Genomic DNA, 18012 nt, shown 5'->3' on the forward strand with positions numbered 1-18012 from the left:
TCAGGAACCCCAGGTCGCCGTGTACTCGGCCGCCGTCGGCGGGTCGGCGCCGTTCCGCGTGCAGGTGATCGCCGCCGCGCGTACGGCGTATTCGACGATGTCGTGCAGGTCCTCGGTCGTCAGCCCGGCCAGCCGCCGCTCGCCGAGCAGCCCGCGCTGCTCCAGGCCCGCGATCAGCGCGGCCATGAACGAGTCACCGGCGCCGACCGTGTCGACGACGGTGATCGCCGGCGCGATCACGTCCACCTGCCCGTCCCGGCTGACCCCGAGCGCGCCCTTGCCGCCCCGGGTGATCACCACGCACTGCGTCCGCTCCACTGTCAGCAGCTCGGCGGCGATATCGGCCGGTTCCATCCCCGGACGCAGGAACTCGCAGTCTTCGTCGCTCAGCTTCACCAGATCACTGACCGCGGCCAGCTGCCGTACGGCGGCCCACGTCGAGACCGGGTCCGGCGTGATGCTCGGCCGCGCGTTCGGGTCCAGCGTCACGGTCACGGGCTGGTCCGCCACCGACTCCAGGAACGCCCGGATCGCGGCCGCACCGGGCTCGAGCACGGTCGCGATCGACCCGGTGTGCACGGCCGGGCAGCCGCGCGACAGCGACAGCGCCGGCGGCTCCCAGGAGATGTCGAACTGGTACGTGGCGACACCCTCCGCGTCGAGCGTCGCGGTCGCCGTACTGGTCCGGAAGTTCGGGTCGACGGACCCGGGCGCGAGCTGTACGCCGTTCCCGAACAGGTGCGCGCCGAGCTGATCGCCGTACCCGTCCGTCCCGAACCGCGTCACCAACTCGGTCGGCACCCCGAGCCGCGCTAACCCGACCGCCACATTCGCGGGCGACCCGCCCGGCGTCGCCTTGCTCTTCCCGTTGCCGTTGCGCTTGACCGCCGTACCGACAATGTCCACGAGAGCCTCGCCGATGACGAGGACGGGTGCGCTCATCGGGCGTGCTCGAAGTCGATGGCGGAGTAGGCGCGGAGCTTCTCCAGTTGGTGGACGCTCTCGATCGAGCGGATCGTGCCGCTCCGGGAGCGCATCACCAGCGAGTGGGTGCGGGCCGTCGAGCGGCCGTACCGGACGCCGCGGAGCAGTTCGCCGTCGGTGATGCCGGTCGCGACGAAGAAGCAGTCGTCGCCGCTGACCAGGTCGTCGGTGTCCAGCACCCGGTCCAGGTCGTGCCCGGCCTCGAGCGCCTTCTGCCGCTCGGCGTCGTCGCGCGGCGAGAGCCTGCCCTGGATCTTCCCGCCGAGGCATTTCATCGCGCAGGCCGCGATGATGCCCTCCGGCGTACCGCCGATGCCGAGCAGCATGTCCAGGCCGGTGTCCGGCCGGGCCGCCTCGACCGCGCCGGCCACGTCGCCGTCGGAGATGAACTTGATCCGCGCGCCGGTGGCCCGGATCTGCTTGGCCAGCTCGTCGTGCCGCGGCCGGTCCAGCAGTACGACGGTGACGTCGTCGACGCTGGAGCCCTTCGCCTTCGCCACCCGGCGGATGTTCTCCGCGACCGGGAGCCGGATGTCGACCACCTCGGCCGCCTCCGGGCCGACCACCAGCTTCTCCATGTAGAAGACCGCGGACGGGTCGTACATCGAGTGCCGCGGCGCGACCGCCATCACCGCGATCCCGTTCGCCATGCCTTTCGCGACCAGCGTCGTACCGTCGACCGGGTCCACCGCGACGTCGCACTCGGGACCCTGGCCGGCGCCGACCTGCTCGCCGTTGAACAGCATCGGGGCGTTGTCCTTCTCGCCCTCGCCGATCACCACCACGCCGTTCATCCCGACGGTGCCGATCAGCGTCCGCATCGCGTTCACGGCCGCGCCGTCGGCGCCGTTCTTGTCGCCGCGGCCGACCCAGCGCCCGGCCGCCATCGCCGCGGCCTCGGTGACCCGGACCAGTTCGAGCGCGAGGTTCCGGTCGGGCGCGTGCGCCTCGACCTCCAAATGGGCCGGTGGCGATGTCGGGTCCGTCATGTCCACGGATCGTAGCCAACGACCTTGGGCGGTGTTCGGGCGGATTGCGCAACGCGAGACACTGTGGGCATGAGTTCGACAGGTCAGGACGCTCCCGGCGACGCCGAGGCCCAGGAGAAGGCTGAGGAGAAGGCACGGGAACGGGCGCAGATCCAGGCGGAGGCGAACGAGTACCGGCAGGCGTACCGGCGGGACAAGGCGAAGTCGCAGACCGTCGGCAACATGGTGTTCGCGATGGCGATCTGCCTGGCCGTGGTCGCGTTCCTGATCGTCGTCACCTGGCGGCCGAAGCACGAGGAAGTGAAGGCGGTCGAGTACACCGCCCAGCTGCAGGACGCCCGCAAGGTCGCGCCGTGGGTCCGCGGCCCCGAGCCGATGCCGGCCGGCTGGAGCGCGAACAGCGTCGAATTCCTCGCACCGCAGCAGGAGCCGATCACCTGGCACCTGGGCACCGTGACCGACAAGAAGATGTACGTCGGCCTCGAACAGTCGAACATGGCGACCGGGAAGTTCCTCGCCGACAAGCTCGGGCGCACCGCCGACGACGGCACCGCGACGCTGGCCGGGGCAACCTGGCAGCGCAAGGTCCTGCTGGACCGGAAGAACGAGAACGCCCTGGTCCTGGTGACGTCGGGCGTCACCACGATCGTCACCGGAAACGCCGGCTACCCGGCGCTCGCCACCTTCGTCACCGCGCTGCACTGAGGGCTACCGCCCGGTATTGACCAGTTCGTGGGCTTTCGCGCCCACTTTCCGGACGGTCGTTGACACCTGCCCGGAGCAGGCGCTTCCATCGAAGCTCGGCTTTGTACGCTCGGGGACCAGCGAATCGAGTCTCGGATGCGCATGCCATCCCGGCCGGGGAGTTGACCCGGTCATGTTCATCACGGGGCTGTTGCTGGGCGCGGACGCCGCACCACATCTCGGTGCGCCTTGGCAGTTGCTGGCCTATCGCGGCGGGACGTTGTTCGGCGCGGCGCTGGACGGGGCGCGGGAGTGCGGGTTCGACCAACTGGTCGTGACGCTGGGCAGCGCGTCCGGGCAGATCCGCGACCGGATCGACCTGGACGGGGTCCGCGTGGTCGAGTCGCCGCACGCCGACACCGGCAGCGCGTCGGTCGTGCCGGCGCTGGACGCGGTCGACCGGCGCGCCGACGGGATCGTCGTACTGCTCGGTGACCAGCCCGGCATCACGTCCGCCGCGGTTTGGTCGCTCGTCGCGGAGGTGGCGACGCCGATCGGGGTCTGCCGGTACGACGACGGCGAGAGCTTCCCGTGCTGGTTCGGCCGCGAGCTGTTCGGCGAACTCCGCGAGCTGCGCAGCGACGCCGACCTGTGGAACCCGGTCCTGGACGGCAGTCACCCGGTCACCCGGGTCGATGCCATCGGCAACGTTCCGCCGCGGGCGACGAGCTGGTCGACGTACCATCAGCTGCTCTCCGGCGCGCCGGTCCCGGCCGAGGAACTGCACCCCACCCGCCCGAGCGCCTACGCCCGCCGCCGGCGCCGTACCACCAGCTGAGAAGCGGACCGCCGGCACTCACCAACCCTGCCCGCCCCGACGCCCGCACGCTCAGAGCGCGGCGCACGGCAGCCGCGAGCGCGGTCTGCTGAGTGGCGCAGGTCCGCTCAGTCGGCTCCGGCCAGGCGGAGGCCGACGACGCCGATCACGATCAGCGCGATGCAGGCCAGTCGTGCGGGGGTCACCGGTTCGTGGAACAGGATGATCCCGAGCGTCACCACCCCGACCGATCCGATCCCGGTCCAGATCGCGTACGCCGTACCGACCGGCAGCCTGTCCAGGGTCCTGGCCAGTAATGCCACCGAGATCACGCCGAACACGAGTACGCCGAGCGTCGGCCACAGCCGGCTGAACCCTTCACTCGGCTTCAGGCTGAGCGCGAACGCGATCTCGAACGCCGCCGCCGCGAGCAACACGATCCATGCCATCAGCCGGCCACCGCACCTCTCATAAGCTTCCTCCCACGCCGTGAGCGGACTACAGTCCGTCTCATGGACGACAGTACCGGACCAAAGTCCGTTTCACCACGCGATCTGCCGGTCGTCGGCGCCCCGCGCCCGGAGCGGGCCGACGCCCGGCGTAACCGGCTGCGCGTGCTGGAGGCGGCCGAGCGGTTGTTCACCGAGCACGGCGTGAAGAACGTCTCGCTCGACGCGATCGCCGCCGAGGCCGGCGTCGGGAAGGGGACCGTGTTCCGCCGGTTCGGTGATCGCGCGGGGCTCGCGGTCGCGCTGCTCGACGAGCGCGAGCAGGAGTTGCAGGCCAAGCTGCTCACCGGCCCGCCGCCGCTCGGCCCGGGTACGTCGCCGGTCGTGCGGGTGCTGGCGTTCCTCGACGCGTACCTGAACCTGCTCGACCGGCACGTCGAGCTGTTCATGGACAGCGAGAACGCCTCGGACGGCGCGCGCTACCGGATCGGCTCGTACCACCTCTGGCACCGTCACCTGTCGCACCTGATCGAGTCGGCCCGGCCCGACCTCGACGCGGACTACACGGCCCACGTCCTGCTGGCACCGCTGGCCGCCGACCTGCACAACGCGTTGCGCAACCAGGGATTCGGGCTCGACCGGATGAAGACCGGCCTGAAGGCTGTCGCCAAGGATCTGCTGAGCGCAGGAACCTTCACCTCAAGGGGGCGATCAGCCTGATTTCCGGGAGGTTTCCGAGCGAGGAGAAGGTGCGATCGGCGGTTTCGGAGAAGCCGTAGCGCGTGTAGAACGTGCGCGCCCGGGTGTTTGCCTCGAGCACCCAAAGTTGCACCGTGGCACAGTCGGCGGCCCGCAGGTCGGCGCAGGCGGCGTCGGTCAGGGCGCGCCCGGCGCCGGTTCCCCAGTGGTCCGGGTGGACGAAGAGCGCGTACAGCTCGCCGGTGCGCGGCGGCGCTCCCGGGTCACGCTCGGGCCCGACGCCGGCGTACCCGATGACGCGGTCGCCACGTACGGCGACGTGGATCCGCGAGCGCCCCGCGGCGATGCTGTCGGCCCACCCGGCGGCGATCGCCACCGGATCCATCGCGTCGAGAAAGCCCTGCGGCACAAGCCCCGCGAACGCCCCACGCCAACTGGCAACCCGAGCCTCAGCCGCCCCCAACAGATCCCCCGTCCGAGCCACCCGAACAACCACCCCGCCAGCTCCCACTCCACCCACCCCACTCGACCCACCCGCTGGACCCGGCCTGCTCGACCCGCTCCCGTTCGACCGCCCGCTCCACCTGACCGCTCGTCCCGGCCCGTTCGACCCGCCCACCGGACTCGGCCTGCTCGTCCCGCTCCCGTTCGACCGCCCCGCTCGACCTGGCCGTTCGTCCCGGCCCGTTCGACCCGCCCGCTGGACCCGCCTGCTCGACCCGCCCGCTGGACCCGGCCTGCTCGACCCGCTCCCGTTCGACCGCCCGCTCCACCTGACCGCTCGTCCCGGCCCGTTCGACCCGCCCACCGGACTCGGCCTGCTCGTGCCGCCCCCGCTCGACCCGCCCCGCTCGACCTGGCCGTTCGACCCGGCCTGCTCGACCCGCCCGCTCCACCTGACCGCTCGACCCGCCCCGTTCGCCCGGGCCGTTCGACCCGGCCGCTCCGAGTGGTCGCTCGACCTGCGCCCGGACCAATCGCCGGCTCGGGCTGTCCGCGCTTCGGGTGGGGTGGGTCAGTTTGGCTTTTCTTCGTGGGCGGCTTGGGCCTTGGTGAGGCGTTCGCGGGCGCCGTCTAGCCAGCGTTGGCAGGTGGTGGCGAGTTCCTCGCCGCGTTCCCACAGCGCCAGCGACTCCTCGAGGGTGGTGCCGCCGGCTTCGAGTTTGCGGACCACCTCGACGAGCTCCTCGCGGGCCTGTTCGTAGGTGATCTCGGGTCGGTCGCCGCTCACTTCTTCTCCTCGGACTTGACTTCCACCGCGAAGCGGCCGTCGGTGACCCGCGCCTGCAGCAGGTCCCCGGGCGCCACCTGCGCCATCTCCCGGACGGCCGTACCGTCGGCCAGTTGCAGCACGGAGTACCCGCGCTCGAGCGTCGCCTTCGGTGACAACGCCCGGACGCTCGCCAGCCGGTGCGCGATGTCGTCGCTCGCTCGGTCCAGCCGGTGCGTCAACGTACGGCGATTGCGCTCGACCAGCGCGGCGATCTCGTCGGCCCGCCGCTGCAGATCGCTCACCGGCGCCGCCAGCGCCGGCCGCGAACGGATCGCCGCCAGCGCGTGCGTCTCGCGATCCAGCCACGCCCGCACCGCCCGCAGCCCGCGCTCCCTGAGCAGGCGGACGCCGTCGAGCTCCTCGCGTACGTCGGGCACGATCCGCTTCGCCGCGTCCGTCGGCGTCGACGCGCGCAGGTCCGCGACCAGGTCGAGCAGTGGCGTGTCCGGCTCGTGCCCGATCGCGCTCACGACCGGCGTACTCGTCTTGGACACCGCCCGGATCAGCCCCTCGTCGGAGAACGGCAGCAGGTCCTCCAGCGATCCGCCGCCGCGGGCGATCACGATCACCTCGACCGCGTCGTCCGCGTCCAGCTTCCGCAGCGCGGTCATCACCTCGGCGGCCGCCGACGGCCCCTGCACCGACGCGTACTCGATCCGGAACGCGACCGCCGGCCAACGGCGCTTCGCGTTCTCCAGTACGTCGCGTTCGGCCGCGGAGTCGCGCCCGCAGATCAGGCCGATCGTGTGCGGCAGGAACGGCAGGCGCTTCTTCCGGTACGACTCGAAGAGCCCCTCCGCGCCGAGCAGCTGTTTCAGCCGCTCGATCCGCGCGAGCAGTTCGCCGATGCCGACGTGCCGGATCTCGCTGACCGCGAGCGCGAGCGTGCCGCGGCGGGCGAAGAAGTTCGGCTTGGCATGCACGAGCACTCGCGAACCGTCGCGTACGTCGACGGTCTCGAACACCCGGCGGTTGCAGGTGAACCGCAACGAGATGTCCGCGTCGGTGTCCCGCAGCGTGCCGAACACGGTCGTCGTACCGCGCCCGATCGAGACGTCCGTCAGCTGCCCCTCGACCCACACGGACCCGAGCTGGTTGATCCAGCTCGCAATCCCGTTCGCGATCGTGCGAACGGCCGCGGGCGCTTCCGGCGACGTCTCCAAAGCCACCCCCAGACCCTACGACCTGTCACCGACAATCGAGGGATGCGCCCGCTTCTGCTCCTGGATTTCGACGGCCCACTCAACCCGCACGCGGCAGACGGCGTACCGCCCGGCTACCGCCGGCACGAGATCACCGAGGGCGCGAGGACGTGGCGAGTGCTGCTCAACCCGTCGCACGGGGTGGAGCTGAACGCGCTCGCGGCCAGCTTCGACCTGGTCTGGGCAACCAGCTGGGAGCACGGTGCGAATCGCCTGCTCTCACCGCTCCTCGGGTTGCCGACGGACCTCCCGACGATCATGTGGCCGGAGCGTTCGCCGGTACGCCGCGGGTCGTGGAGGGCGGCGTACGTCGCGGAGTGGGTGGGGGAGCGGTCGTTCGCGTGGGTGGACGACGAGGTGGGTGACGCCGAGCGGGAGCGGTTTCCGGGGCAGCTGATCCTGCCGGTCGACGCCCGTACAGGACTGACCGCGGAGCACTTCGCGGCCCTAAAATCCTTTGCGGACAAGGGTTTTCCCGGGCATCCTTGAGACCTGGTAACACCTCCCACGGCGGAGCCGTCCGGACAGGGCGGACGGCTCCTCGTCGTGATGATGCTCACACGGCCGGGCGCCGGTGCGTCGATGCCGGGGCTCACTTCGTTCGGAGGCGTTGAGGCCGGGCCCGTACGATGGGGCCGTGACTTCCCAGGCTGACGAGAGCGGTGCTCCGACCGTGACGAAGACCAAGCGGGTGCTGCTGGCGGCCCCGCGCGGGTACTGCGCGGGCGTCGACCGGGCCGTCGTCGCGGTGGAGAAGGCGCTCGACCTGTACGGTCCGCCGGTGTACGTCCGCAAGGAGATCGTGCACAACAAGTACGTCGTACAGACCTTGCAGAAGCGCGGCGCGATCTTCGTCGACGAGACCTCCGAGGTGCCCGAGGGTGCGACGGTGATCTTCTCCGCGCACGGTGTCGCCCCGGTGGTGCACGAGGAGGCGGCCGCGCGGCAGCTGAAGACGATCGACGCGACCTGCCCGCTGGTCACCAAGGTGCACCACGAGGCGAAGCGGTTCGCCGCCACCGACTACGACATCCTGCTGATCGGCCACGAGGGGCACGAGGAGGTCATCGGCACCTCCGGCGAGGCCCCCGACCACGTCCACATCGTCGACGGGCCTGACGACGTACCGAACGTCACCGTCCGCGACCCCGAGAAGGTCGTCTGGCTGTCCCAGACCACGCTGTCCGTGGACGAGACGATGGAGACGGTACGCCGGTTGCGCGAGCGCTTCCCGCACCTGCAGGACCCGCCGAGCGACGACATCTGCTACGCCACGCAGAACCGGCAGGCCGCGGTCAAGAAGCTCGCCCCGGAGGCCGACCTGATGCTGGTCGTCGGCTCCCGCAACTCGTCGAACTCGGTCCGCCTGGTCGAGGTCGCGATCGAGCACGGCGCCAAGGGCGGCTACCTGGTCGACTTCGCCGACGAGATCGACGAGGCCTGGCTGGAGGGCGTCGACGCGGTCGGCGTCAGCAGCGGCGCCAGCGTTCCCGAGGTCCTCGTCCGCGACGTCCTCCGCTGGCTCGCCGAACGCGGTTACGCCGACGTCCAAGAGGTCACCACCGCCGAGGAAAGCCTCACCTTCGCCCTCCCCCGAGACCTCCGCACCGACCTGAAAGCAGCCGGCCTCCCCACCACCGGCACCTCCGACCACGCCTGGACTATTTGACCGTCACCTTCGCGGTCTTGACGGTCTTGAACGAACCGTTGGCGTTGCAGTACGACACCTCGTAGCGCAGCGTGTAGGTGCCGGCCTTCGTGTAGGTATGGGTGTCGATCGAGTACGTCTCGCGCCCGCTGCGCACCGTCTTGCCACCACACTGCACCGCCCCGCCGTCTGAACCGCCCTGCTGCCCGTCACCCCAGTAGTAGTTCGTGCCGCCGGAGAGGTTCAGGAACGACGTGTCCTTCGGCAGGTCCTTCCCGTCGGCCGTGGGCACGAGGACGGTCCCCGACACGGTCACCTTCACCGTGACGGTACGGCCGGTGACCGTTGGCGTCAGCCTGACGTGGACCCCGACGGCCGGCGGGGCCGGTGTGTTCGTCGAGGTGTTCGAGGTCGGCGGTGGGGTGTCACCCGGGTTCGGTGTATTCGTGTTCTGCGCAACGGGCGGCTCGGTAGTCGCCGTGGCTCCGGTCGCCTGGGTTGACGGCATCGCCGTCGGCGAGCTCGGAGCGGGCGTGACCGCTGTCATCGGGACGGTCGGAGTGTTACTCACCGGCGGGCGCCCGTCGATGTCGGTGACGTTGCCGATGGCAAACGCCACGGCGACAACCGCGGCGGCGGCCAGCGTGACCGCACCGGCGGTCCGGCGGCGTCGTGCCGTCCGGACCCGGGCGAAGACGGCCTGGCTCGGCTCCGTACTCGGCGGCGGCGGGTCGGCCACCAGCTGCTCGAACTTGTGCTTGAGGTCATCGGTCATGGCTCAGCCCTCCTTCGGGACCGTGGCGGGGATCGCGCTGATCAGTTCGTGTTCGCGGAGCTTGGCCAGCCCGCGGGAGACGCTCGACTTCACGGTGCCGACCGAGCAGCCCATGATCCGGGCGATCTCGGCCTCCGGAAGATCCTCGAAGTAGCGCAGGACCAGGGCGGCCCGGGTACGGCGCGGCAGTGAGGCCAGTGCCCTGAGCAACAGGTCCCGGTCGTCCACCGTGCCGTACGGCTCGTGTCCGCGGGCCTCGGGCAACTGCTCGGTCGGCGTCTCGCCGCGCCACTTCCGGCGCCACCACTGCGTGCTGGTGTTCACCATCACGGTCCGGGTGTAACTCTCCAGCGCAGTCCCGCTGCGCAAGGAGTTCCGGTGGAACCACACCTTGGTCAGCGCGGTTTGCACCAGATCCTCGGCCAGATGCCATTCCCCGGTCAGCAAGTAGGCGAACCGCTGCAACGCGGTGAACCGCCCGTCCACGAACTCGGCGAACTCGTGGTCGCGTCCTGGATCCATCCCAACCCCCAACTCGTCAACTCGGTCAGACTTGTGATGCCCGAGTGGGCCGGAAAGGTTGAGTGTTCCGGCAGGCCGGTTTCAGACCGCGTCGTACGCCGCCTGTGCCTCGGTGATGGCGGGCATGTGGGTTTCGGCCCAGTCGGTGAGGACGCTGATGGGGTCGATCAGCGAGGCGCCCATCGCGGTCAGGGTGTAGACGACGCGCGGTGGGATCTCCGGGAAGACCTCGCGGGTGAGCAGGCCGTCGCGTTCCATCCGCCGCAGGGTCTGGGTGAGGACCTTCGGCGCGACCTGGCCGATGGCGTCGCGGAGCTCGGTGAAGCGCTGCGGGCCGGAGCGCAGCCGCAGTACGACGAGGACCGTCCACTTGTCGCCGAGCCGGTCCAGGATCACCCGGGTCGGGCAGTTCGGGTCGAACACGTTTCCTTTGGTTACCACAAGGTACTTATAGCACGTTGAAGTAGCCAGTTACCAGTGGATACCGTCGAGGTCAGACCGAACAAGACGGGAGTTGGACATGAAGATCGCGGTGATCGGGGCGAGCGGGATGGTCGGCAGCCGAGTGGCGGCCGAGGCCGTCGGCCGGGGCCACGAGGTGACCGGCGTCACGCGCTCCGGCGGCGAGCTGCCGGCCGGCGTCCGCGCGGTGCGGGGCAGCGCGAACGACGTCGCGACGGCGAAGGAACTCGCCGGCGACGCCGACGTACTGGTCGCGGCGATCGGCCCGAGCCGGACCGGTGGCGACCACCAGGAGTACCTGGACGCGGTCGACAACCTGATCGGCGCGGTGCGGGGTACGGCGACCCGGCTGTTCGTGGTCGGCGGCGCCGGCAGCTTGGTTGTCGACGGCAACCGGGTGGTCGACGGGCCGGACTTCCCGGCCGAGTACAAGCTCGAGTCGCTGACCGTTTCCCAAGCGCTGGAGAACCTCCGTGCCACCGGCGACGACGTGAACTGGACGATGCTCTCGCCCGCGTTCGTGATCGCCCCCGGCGAGCGCACCGGCACGTTCCGGCTCAGCGGCGACGAGCCGGTCGGCGACCACATTTCCGCCGAGGACTACGCCGTTGCCCTGGTCAACGAGATCGAGACCCCGGCGTACAACCGGAAGCGTTTCACGCTGGGCTACTGAGGTCCTTGCCGAGGTACCCGCGGGCGAGCATCGTCACCCACTGGTAGACGGCGTCCTCCGCGGGTGCCAGCGGCCCGGGCCGGAAGTGCGGCGACTCCGCTCCGCGCTGCACCGACTCGCAGGCCGCCCAGTCCTCGCGGTTCGTGACGTCCCAGAACTCCACGGCGTACGCCGGATCCGTCGTCTCGGGCCGGAAGTACCACGAGCACTCGATCGTGGTCAGCCCCGGCGTCCGCGGTTCGAGGCGATGGGTCAGCACGTAGTCGGGGTGCAGCGAGATCAACAGGTTCGGGAACAGGCCGACGTAGTTCACCCGTCGCGGGTCGACGCCGGCCAGCATCACGCCGTGCGAGCGGCCGTCGAGCGACATGGTCTCGGCGTCCGGGCGGAGGTCCATCAGGCCGCCGACCCAGGCGCCGGGCAGGTCCCAGTTGTCGCCGGAGTTCGGCGGCGACACCTTGCACAGCTCGGGATGGATCAGCGGGCAGTGGTAGCACTCGTGGTAGTTCTCCACGATCGTCTTCCAGTTCGCCGCCACGTCGTACGTCTGCCGGAACTTCCGGACCAGCGTTTCCGGCGCGTACGGCGCGACCAGGCCGGTGAGCCCGCCGACGTGATCCGCGAACGCGGCCGCCGTACCGGTCGCGTTCACGAACAGCCACCCGTGCCACACCTCGGCCGGCAGTTCGACCAGCCCGTACGGCGTGGTGTCGAACCCGTCGCCCATCCGCGGCGCGCTCTTCACCGACCCGTCGAGCTCGTACGACCACCCGTGGTACGGGCACACCACCGCCCGCCGATCGCCGGCCTCGTCCCGCCGCAGCAGCTCATGTCCGCGATGCCGGCATACGTTCGCGAATGCCCGCGGCCGCTCGCCGAACGTCAGCACCGTCGCGATGTCGCCGACGGTCACCTCCCGGTACGCCGTACCGCTCGCGAGCTCGTCGACCCGGCCGAGGCAGGTCCAGGTACCGGCGAAGAAGTGCCGGCGTTCCCACGCGAGCACGTCCGGATCGACGTACGCCGCCCGCGGCAGCATCACCGATTCGCCGTGCGGCCGAAGTGTGGCTTCCAGAGCACGAGGGTCGACAGGAGGCATGCACCAACTATCGGGCGAACTCCACGTACTTGCCCAGGACGTAGTCCCAGCCGGTGTCGTAGCTGAGCCGCGCCCGGCCGCCGTCGCCGCGGCGTTCCCAACCGGCGTGCACGAGCTTCACCTCGGTACCGTCGCCGGTCGCGGTGAACGTGACGGTCACCTGCCCTGCCTCCGCCGGATCCTGGCCCGGGTGCCAGCTGAAGCTGAGCGACACAGGCGGGTCCCACTCCGACAGCGTTCCCCAGGTGGCGATGTCGCCGTCGGCGCCGTACTCGACGATCTGCCCGCCGATCGTCCCGTCCACCCGCACGCCGCGCGCGGACTCCTCGCCGACCGAGTGACCGAACAGCGGCCACCACTGCGACGTTTCCGCGGTGAAGGCCTCGAAGGCGCGGTCGACGCCGACCGGCACGGTGACGGTCTTCACCAATGGCGAAAGGTCTTGTTCCACAGTCATTTCCGTTCCTCCTCGGTCCGCCGCACGTGGTCTGCGTACGCCTGCAGCGTGTCGCCCCAGAACTGGTCGAGCCAGCCACGCAGCTCGTCGAGCCCCGACTGGTGGACGCGGTAGATGTTCCGCGTCCCGCGCGACTCGTGCCGCACCAGGCCGACCGCGCCGAGCACCTTCAGGTGCTGCGAGATCGCCGGCCTGCTGACGGGCACGCGCTCGGCCAGTACGCCGACCGAGCACGGCCCGCTGGTCCGCAGGGTCTCGAGGATCGCCCGCCGGGTCGGGTCGCCGAGTGCGTCCAGCACCGGTCCGACCGCTTCCAGTGATCCGTAAGTTTCCACGAACGGTAAGTTGCCACTAACGGAGCGAGGAGTCAACCCTCAGTTCAGCGGATCCAGGATCAGCGCCGCCTGCTGCGGGTTCCCGTCGTGCACGAGCGCCTCGTGGTTGCCGACGTCGTCGAACGCGAACCCGTACGCGCGGCCGTCCGCCATCTGCGCGTGGATGGTCTTCGAGTACTGGTTCGTGGTGCCGTCCTGGTAGAAGTTGGCGTCGTTCGGGTCCGGCTGGTTCGGGTTCGTCAGCAGGGTCGAGCGGTTGTACCCGGCGCAGAGGGTGCGCGAGATCGGCCCGCGGACCTGGTCGTTCGGTGCGTCCAGCAACTTGAAGCAGCCGAAGACGCTGGCCGAGTCTGGCTTCTGGAACGACGTGACGACGGCGCCCGCGCTGTTGGTGAAGTTCATGACGTCGCCCGACACGTGACCGAAGTACTTCGTGTCCGGCTGGTCGCCGAACGGTGTCACGGTCAGGGTGTCCGAGCTGTACTTCGACCACACGCGGTTGATGTAGTCGTCCATCGCGCTCGCCGGCAGCGCGCCGGTCTCCACGCCGTACAGCGGGGAGAGTGCGCGCAGGGTCGAGCCGTCGGGCGCGGTCTGGATCAGCCCGCCCCAGTTGGCGGAGCGCAGCCCGTTGTAGACGGCGGCGTACCCACCGGACTTGAGGTGGCCGGTGGTGCTGGAGTTCACGCTGACCGCGTACGGCGCCGAGAACATGTCGACCTGGGTGCTGTTGATCCACAGGCCGTCGTTGTTCAGCGTGTACTCCGACCAGTTGAACAGGATGTTCCGGTTCGGGTCGGACGGGTTCTGGACCGCGGGCTGGACGAGGCCGCCGGTGGTGAGCTTGAAGACGAGCTTCTGGCCGTACGAGAAGTACACGCGGCCGGAGAACTTCGGCATCTGGATCGTCACCGACTGGCCGTTGGCCGGGCCCGCGATCGAGGCGTCCGGTGCCGGGGTCGGCGGATCGCCGCCGGCCGGCCAGGCGTGGAAGGTGCCGGAGGCATCGGCCCAGCCCTGCTGTCCGGTCGCCAGGTTGGTGCCCAGGTTGTAGATGTACACGGCGTCGCCGCGGCCCGAGTTGTTGGTGATCGTCAACGGAATGGTGTCCGGCACGGCCGCGTCGGCGTGCCGCCCCGGGGCTGCCGACAGCACACCCGCCACGGCCACCGCGGCTGCGACGACACCCAGCAGTCTGAAACGCATCAGTCTTCTCCTCACGTCCGCCTGAGAGAGCGCTCTCATCGTTTCGCGGAGAGACCACTGACTGTCAACAACTCATCACTGTCGGCTTTCCGACAGGTCCTCACCAGGAATGCCTTCGCCGGTGAGGCCGTCGATGGATTCGCGGATCAGGTCGGCGTGGCCGGTGTGGCGGGCGTACTCCTCGATCAGGTCGACGAGGATGTAGCGCAGGCTGGGGGAGTCGCCGTTGCGGCCCTGCCAGTTCGCGAGCTGGTCGACGGCGCCGCGGGTGAGCACCTCGGTGACCGCCGCGCGGGACCCCTCGACGGACGCCTCCCAAAGGCCCATCAGCTCTTCGGGAGAGTCGTCGGCCGCGCTGTGCCACTCCCAGTCCGGGGCGGCGTCCCAGTCGACGCCGTCCCACGGTGCGCCGAGGTCCTTCCCGAGCAGGCGCCGGGTGAAGTACTCGTCCTCCACCAGGGCCAGGTGCTTGAGCAGCCCGCCGAGCGTGACGGTCGACGGTGGATGCTGCTTGTTCAGCCCGGCCGCGTCCAGCCCGCCGCACTTCCAGGCAAACGTCCGCCGGTTGCGCTCGAGCGCCCCGATCAACGTGTCGGCCTCACTCCCGGCAACAGGCGGCCCGGTCAACGGTGTCGTCTCCATGCCGGCCACGCTATCCCGTGTTCCGGACGATCCCCGTCCGGAACCGCATCGGGGTCAGCCGGCCTGGGACGGCGGCCAGCGATGGGTCGAGGGGGAGTCGTCGAGGGCGAGGAACTCGGGGGCGGTCAAGGGACGGACAGAGGCCTCGATCGACTCCATCGCGGTGAGCTCGGCCTCGGTGACATGGAGGTCGCGGAGTTTCCGGGCGGTGATGAAGACCCGGCGCTCGAACGACCCCACCGTGCCGTTGTACGCCTCGACCGCCGACGTCAGGGATCGCCCGACCCGGCCGAGGTGCTCGCCCATCGTGCCGAGCCGTTCGTACAGCTCCCGGCCGAGCTCGAAGACCTGCTGGGCCGACTCGGTCAGCGCCGACTGGTTCCACGCGTACGCCGCCGCGCGAAGGGTCGCGATCAGCGTGGTCGGCGTCGCGAGGATCACCCGGCGCTCGGCGGCGTACTCCAGCAGCGACGGCTCGACGTCGAGCGCCGCGGACAGGAACGACTCGCCCGGCACGAACAGGATCACGAACTCCGGCGACGGCGACAGCCTGGTCCAGTACGCCTTCGACGAGAGCTGATCGACATGCGTCCGCAGATGCCGCGCGTGCGCCCGCAACCGGTCCTCGCGGAACGCGGCATCGTCGGACTCGCTCGCGTCCAGGAACGCCGCCAGCGGCACCTTCGAGTCGACGACCAGGTTCTTGCCCTCGGCAAGCCGCACCACGAGATCCGGCCGCAGCACGCCGTCCTCGCCGAACGTGGTCGTCTGCTCGGTGAAGTCGCAGTGCGCGACCATCCCGGCGAGCTCGACCGTACGGCGCAGATGCAGCTCACCCCAGCGCCCGCGGACCTGCGGCTTGCGCAACGCGGTAGACAGCGACGCGGTCTCCCGCCGCAACGCCTCGCCACTCATCCGTACCTCGTTGACCTGCTGATGCAACTGGCTCTGCCACGCGGCCCGCCCCTGCTCGAGCTGGTTCAGCTGTGCGTGCAGCCGATCGAGCGCCTCCTTCACGACCGCCTGGCCGCCCAGTTGCTGCCCGACCGAGGTCCGCTCCTGGGTCAGCTCGACCACGCGGTCCTCGGCCGCGTCCCGCTCCGCCGTGATCCGTGCCAGCTGCGCGCCGTCCCGCCCGCGCACCCACAGCACCCCGAACACAGCACCCAGCAACAGCCCGACCACCAGGAAGAGCAGGATCAGCAACACAGTCGTACCGGTCATGTCACCGATAGTGCCCAACGCCACCGACAGTTTTGGGCCTGAAGCGCCCGAAGTTCCGGAAAAGTGCCGATTCAGTTCGTCAACGCTGCCGGCAGTTCATCGCCGGGAACGTGTAGCCCTGCGCCTTCAGTACCGGCAGCACCTGCTCCAGGGCCGCGACGGTCTGCGCGCGGTTGCCGCCGCCGTCGTGCATCAGGACGATCCGGCCGCTCTTCGCGTGGGTCAGGATGTTGTGCGCGATCACGCTGGTACCGGGGCGGGCCCAGTCCCGCGGGTCGACGTCCCAGAGCACCTGGACCATGCCGGCGGCCTTGATGTCGGCGCGGACCTTCGCGTTGGTCGCGCCGTACGGCGGCCGGAAGCAGGTGGACTGCGGACCGTCGAAGATCTGGTGGTGCCGCTGCGCCGCCGACAGCTTGGTCAGCTGCGGGTGGCTGATCGAGTGACTGCCGATCGCGTTGCCCGCGGCAAGCACCTGGTCACGCAGACCGGGGTGCTCCGCCTGCATCTCACCGAGCTCGAAGAACGTCGCGTGCGCGCCGTACTTCGCCAGCGTCGCGAGCACCTGCGGCGTCCAGGTCGGGTCCGGCCCGTCGTCGAAGGTCAGGAACAGCACCTTCTTGCCGGAGGCAACGGACGTGGTCGGGTTCGGCGGCACCGGGTGGACCGAGCTCGGCTTCTGCGTCGGCGTACCGCTCGGAGTGGGAGCACTGGTCGGCGTACCGGACGGTGTCGTGGTCGCCTTCGTGGTGGCGGCGGCCGCGTGCGGTTGCCGTTGCTGCCCGACCGCAGTGGCCATCATCCAACCGCCCAGGGCGGCGAGCGCTACCAGCGTCGTGACGAATGCGGCGAACTTGCGGGTCATGGCGTTTCCCCTTGTATTTCAGGCGGTTCTTCCCCAGTGCTCCCCCTCAGGAGCGCCTCACACCACAAGAGACGCCTCATCCCGCGGAATGGTTGGCCCCGTCATGTTGCGGTGAGATCTCGACTGTTGCCGACGCGCCGCGGTGGTACAGCCGCCCTTCCAGCGCCTTCACGCTGGACACCAGCACGAAGCTCATGCTGACCAGCAACGACCACGCGCCGAACTTCGCCGGATGCACCAGCCGCCACACACTCACCTGGTCCGGGTAGTTCCAGGCGTCCAGGAAAGTGCCGAAATTCTCCGCGATCCAGAGGAAGAACCCGATCAGCGCGAACGCCACCGCGAGCGGCATCCGGTACCGCCGTACGCCGACCGTGAAGAACACCCAGGTACGCCGCAACACGACCAGCAGGCCGAGTGCGATCGGGATCCGCAGGTCCGGGATCCAGTGATGGGTGAAGAAGTTCGCGTAGATCAGCACCGCGAGAATCGTGGTCGGCAGCGGCCGGTAGTTGCTCACCCGCAGGTCGAACCGGCGCCACGCCTGACAGATGTAGCTGCCGACCGCGGCGTACATGAACCCGGCGAACAGCGGTACGCCGCCGAACTTCGTCACCGCGTCGCCCGGGTACTCCCACGAGCCGACCCGCACCTTGAACAACTCCAGCCCGAGTCCCACGAGGTGGAACCCGAAGATCACGGCCACCTCGCGCCACGTCTCCAGCCCGACCGCCCAGCACAGGACGGTCAGCCCGACGCAGTAGATCAGCAGCGCGTCGTACCGCGCGATCGGCAGGTCGACGTACTTCGAGATCGCCAGGGCCGCGAACAGGCACACCGGGAACAGGCAGGACACCAGCTCCAGCCACCCGAACCGGAACAGCTGCAGGCAGCCGAACACGAAGCGTGAAGGGATTCCGGCCCGATCTGTCCACGTGGTCACAGACTGGAGACGTTGCTTGCGATCACCTGGTTGGGAGAAATAGGAACGGGCGTGGGAGGTGGTG

General features: G+C 69.8%; 24 protein-coding genes. 6 read left to right on the forward strand and 18 right to left on the reverse strand.

The genetic code is table 11. From position 1 onward, the window contains the following. Together ACQHIV_RS39345 and glpX are read right to left on the reverse strand one after the other, a co-directional pair. Positions 1 to 942 carry a carbohydrate kinase family protein gene (locus ACQHIV_RS39345; protein ID WP_427889415.1) on the reverse strand — a complete coding sequence of 314 codons (942 nt, stop codon included), beginning with the start codon at positions 940 to 942 and terminating at the stop codon, positions 1 to 3. Continuing rightward, positions 939 to 1973 carry a class II fructose-bisphosphatase gene (glpX, locus tag ACQHIV_RS39350; RefSeq protein ID WP_427889417.1) on the reverse strand — a complete coding sequence of 345 codons (1035 nt, stop codon included), beginning with the start codon at positions 1971 to 1973 and terminating at the stop codon, positions 939 to 941. The genes ACQHIV_RS39345 and glpX overlap by 4 nt, the downstream gene beginning before the upstream one ends. Before the next feature lie 69 nt (positions 1974 to 2042). Between glpX and ACQHIV_RS39355 the strand changes: the two genes are divergently transcribed. After that, the gene (locus ACQHIV_RS39355) at positions 2043 to 2678 is read left to right on the forward strand and encodes a DUF4245 domain-containing protein (protein ID WP_427889419.1); all 636 of its coding nucleotides are present in this window, start codon (positions 2043 to 2045) and stop codon (positions 2676 to 2678) included. Positions 2679 to 2850: 172 nt separating this feature from the next. Next, a complete protein-coding gene (locus ACQHIV_RS39360; protein WP_427889421.1) occupies positions 2851 to 3495 on the forward strand; it encodes a nucleotidyltransferase family protein in 645 nt (214 codons plus the stop codon). Positions 3496 to 3602: 107 nt separating this feature from the next. Here ACQHIV_RS39360 and ACQHIV_RS39365 read toward each other — a convergent pair whose 3' ends face one another. Beyond that, positions 3603 to 3923 carry a DMT family transporter gene (locus tag ACQHIV_RS39365; protein ID WP_427889423.1) on the reverse strand — a complete coding sequence of 107 codons (321 nt, stop codon included), beginning with the start codon at positions 3921 to 3923 and terminating at the stop codon, positions 3603 to 3605. Positions 3924 to 3986: 63 nt separating this feature from the next. Here ACQHIV_RS39365 and ACQHIV_RS39370 point away from each other — a divergent pair, with 63 nt between their 5' ends. Beyond that, positions 3987 to 4643, forward strand: a complete 657-nt coding sequence (locus ACQHIV_RS39370; protein WP_427889425.1) for a TetR/AcrR family transcriptional regulator — start codon at positions 3987 to 3989, stop codon at positions 4641 to 4643. Here ACQHIV_RS39370 and ACQHIV_RS39375 read toward each other — a convergent pair. The 4 genes from ACQHIV_RS39375 to xseA form a co-directional block, all read right to left on the reverse strand. Further along, a complete protein-coding gene (locus ACQHIV_RS39375) occupies positions 4618 to 5007 on the reverse strand; it encodes an N-acetyltransferase family protein (protein WP_427889426.1) in 390 nt (129 codons plus the stop codon). The genes ACQHIV_RS39370 and ACQHIV_RS39375 overlap by 26 nt on opposite strands. 64 nt (positions 5008 to 5071) lie before the next feature. After that, the gene (locus ACQHIV_RS39380) at positions 5072 to 5518 is read right to left on the reverse strand and encodes a hypothetical protein (protein WP_427889428.1); all 447 of its coding nucleotides are present in this window, start codon (positions 5516 to 5518) and stop codon (positions 5072 to 5074) included. A 119-nt stretch (positions 5519 to 5637) separates the two neighbouring features. Further along, on the reverse strand, positions 5638 to 5853 hold the full coding sequence (locus tag ACQHIV_RS39385) for an exodeoxyribonuclease VII small subunit (protein WP_427889430.1): 216 nt from the start codon (positions 5851 to 5853) through the stop codon (positions 5638 to 5640). Further along, complete coding sequence (xseA, locus tag ACQHIV_RS39390; RefSeq protein ID WP_427889432.1) at positions 5850 to 7064, reverse strand: exodeoxyribonuclease VII large subunit; 1215 nt, start codon at positions 7062 to 7064, stop codon at positions 5850 to 5852. Before xseA ends, ACQHIV_RS39385 begins: the two co-directional genes overlap by 4 nt. A 36-nt stretch (positions 7065 to 7100) precedes the next feature. Between xseA and ACQHIV_RS39395 the strand changes: the two genes are divergently transcribed. Beyond that, complete coding sequence (locus ACQHIV_RS39395) at positions 7101 to 7586, forward strand: HAD domain-containing protein (RefSeq protein WP_427889434.1); 486 nt, start codon at positions 7101 to 7103, stop codon at positions 7584 to 7586. Positions 7587 to 7734: 148 nt separating this feature from the next. Next, on the forward strand, positions 7735 to 8766 hold the full coding sequence (locus ACQHIV_RS39400) for a 4-hydroxy-3-methylbut-2-enyl diphosphate reductase (protein WP_427889436.1): 1032 nt from the start codon (positions 7735 to 7737) through the stop codon (positions 8764 to 8766). Here ACQHIV_RS39400 and ACQHIV_RS39405 read toward each other — a convergent pair. From ACQHIV_RS39405 to ACQHIV_RS39415, 3 genes are all read right to left on the reverse strand, one after another. Continuing rightward, positions 8759 to 9520, reverse strand: a complete 762-nt coding sequence (locus ACQHIV_RS39405) for a hypothetical protein (RefSeq protein WP_427889438.1) — start codon at positions 9518 to 9520, stop codon at positions 8759 to 8761. The two genes, ACQHIV_RS39400 and ACQHIV_RS39405, sit on opposite strands and share 8 nt — an antisense overlap. Positions 9521 to 9523: 3 nt before the next feature. After that, complete coding sequence (locus tag ACQHIV_RS39410; RefSeq protein ID WP_427889440.1) at positions 9524 to 10042, reverse strand: SigE family RNA polymerase sigma factor; 519 nt, start codon at positions 10040 to 10042, stop codon at positions 9524 to 9526. An 81-nt stretch (positions 10043 to 10123) separates the two neighbouring features. After that, entirely contained in the window at positions 10124 to 10483 is a 360-nt protein-coding gene (locus ACQHIV_RS39415) for a winged helix-turn-helix transcriptional regulator (protein WP_427889441.1), read from the reverse strand. Positions 10484 to 10562: 79 nt separating this feature from the next. Here ACQHIV_RS39415 and ACQHIV_RS39420 point away from each other — a divergent pair, with 79 nt between their 5' ends. Continuing rightward, positions 10563 to 11177, forward strand: a complete 615-nt coding sequence (locus ACQHIV_RS39420) for an NAD(P)-dependent oxidoreductase (RefSeq protein WP_427889443.1) — start codon at positions 10563 to 10565, stop codon at positions 11175 to 11177. Here ACQHIV_RS39420 and ACQHIV_RS39425 read toward each other — a convergent pair. From ACQHIV_RS39425 to ACQHIV_RS39460, 8 genes are all read right to left on the reverse strand, one after another. Next, the gene (locus ACQHIV_RS39425) at positions 11161 to 12276 is read right to left on the reverse strand and encodes an aromatic ring-hydroxylating oxygenase subunit alpha (RefSeq protein ID WP_427889445.1); all 1116 of its coding nucleotides are present in this window, start codon (positions 12274 to 12276) and stop codon (positions 11161 to 11163) included. The genes ACQHIV_RS39420 and ACQHIV_RS39425 overlap by 17 nt on opposite strands. 7 nt (positions 12277 to 12283) lie before the next feature. Continuing rightward, positions 12284 to 12733 carry an SRPBCC domain-containing protein gene (locus ACQHIV_RS39430; protein ID WP_427889447.1) on the reverse strand — a complete coding sequence of 150 codons (450 nt, stop codon included), beginning with the start codon at positions 12731 to 12733 and terminating at the stop codon, positions 12284 to 12286. Next, the gene (locus tag ACQHIV_RS39435) at positions 12730 to 13068 is read right to left on the reverse strand and encodes an ArsR/SmtB family transcription factor (RefSeq protein ID WP_427889449.1); all 339 of its coding nucleotides are present in this window, start codon (positions 13066 to 13068) and stop codon (positions 12730 to 12732) included. Before ACQHIV_RS39435 ends, ACQHIV_RS39430 begins: the two co-directional genes overlap by 4 nt. Before the next feature lie 39 nt (positions 13069 to 13107). Continuing rightward, positions 13108 to 14274 (reverse strand): glycoside hydrolase family 64 protein, encoded by a 1167-nt coding sequence (locus ACQHIV_RS39440; protein WP_427889451.1) that lies wholly within the window; start codon positions 14272 to 14274, stop codon positions 13108 to 13110. Positions 14275 to 14349: 75 nt separating this feature from the next. Continuing rightward, positions 14350 to 14916, reverse strand: coding sequence for a DinB family protein (locus ACQHIV_RS39445; RefSeq protein WP_427889453.1), 567 nt, complete (start codon positions 14914 to 14916; stop codon positions 14350 to 14352). 54 nt (positions 14917 to 14970) lie between these two features. Further along, complete coding sequence (locus ACQHIV_RS39450; RefSeq protein ID WP_427889454.1) at positions 14971 to 16140, reverse strand: DNA recombination protein RmuC; 1170 nt, start codon at positions 16138 to 16140, stop codon at positions 14971 to 14973. A 79-nt stretch (positions 16141 to 16219) separates the two neighbouring features. Next, entirely contained in the window at positions 16220 to 17005 is a 786-nt protein-coding gene (locus ACQHIV_RS39455; RefSeq protein ID WP_427889456.1) for a polysaccharide deacetylase family protein, read from the reverse strand. Between the two features lie 76 nt (positions 17006 to 17081). Beyond that, positions 17082 to 17948 carry a DUF817 domain-containing protein gene (locus tag ACQHIV_RS39460; RefSeq protein ID WP_427889458.1) on the reverse strand — a complete coding sequence of 289 codons (867 nt, stop codon included), beginning with the start codon at positions 17946 to 17948 and terminating at the stop codon, positions 17082 to 17084. Positions 17949 to 18012 lie beyond the last annotated feature (64 nt).

The sequence above is a fragment of the Kribbella polygonati genome (genome assembly GCF_050320105.1).
GTDB lineage: Bacteria > Actinomycetota > Actinomycetes > Propionibacteriales > Kribbellaceae > Kribbella.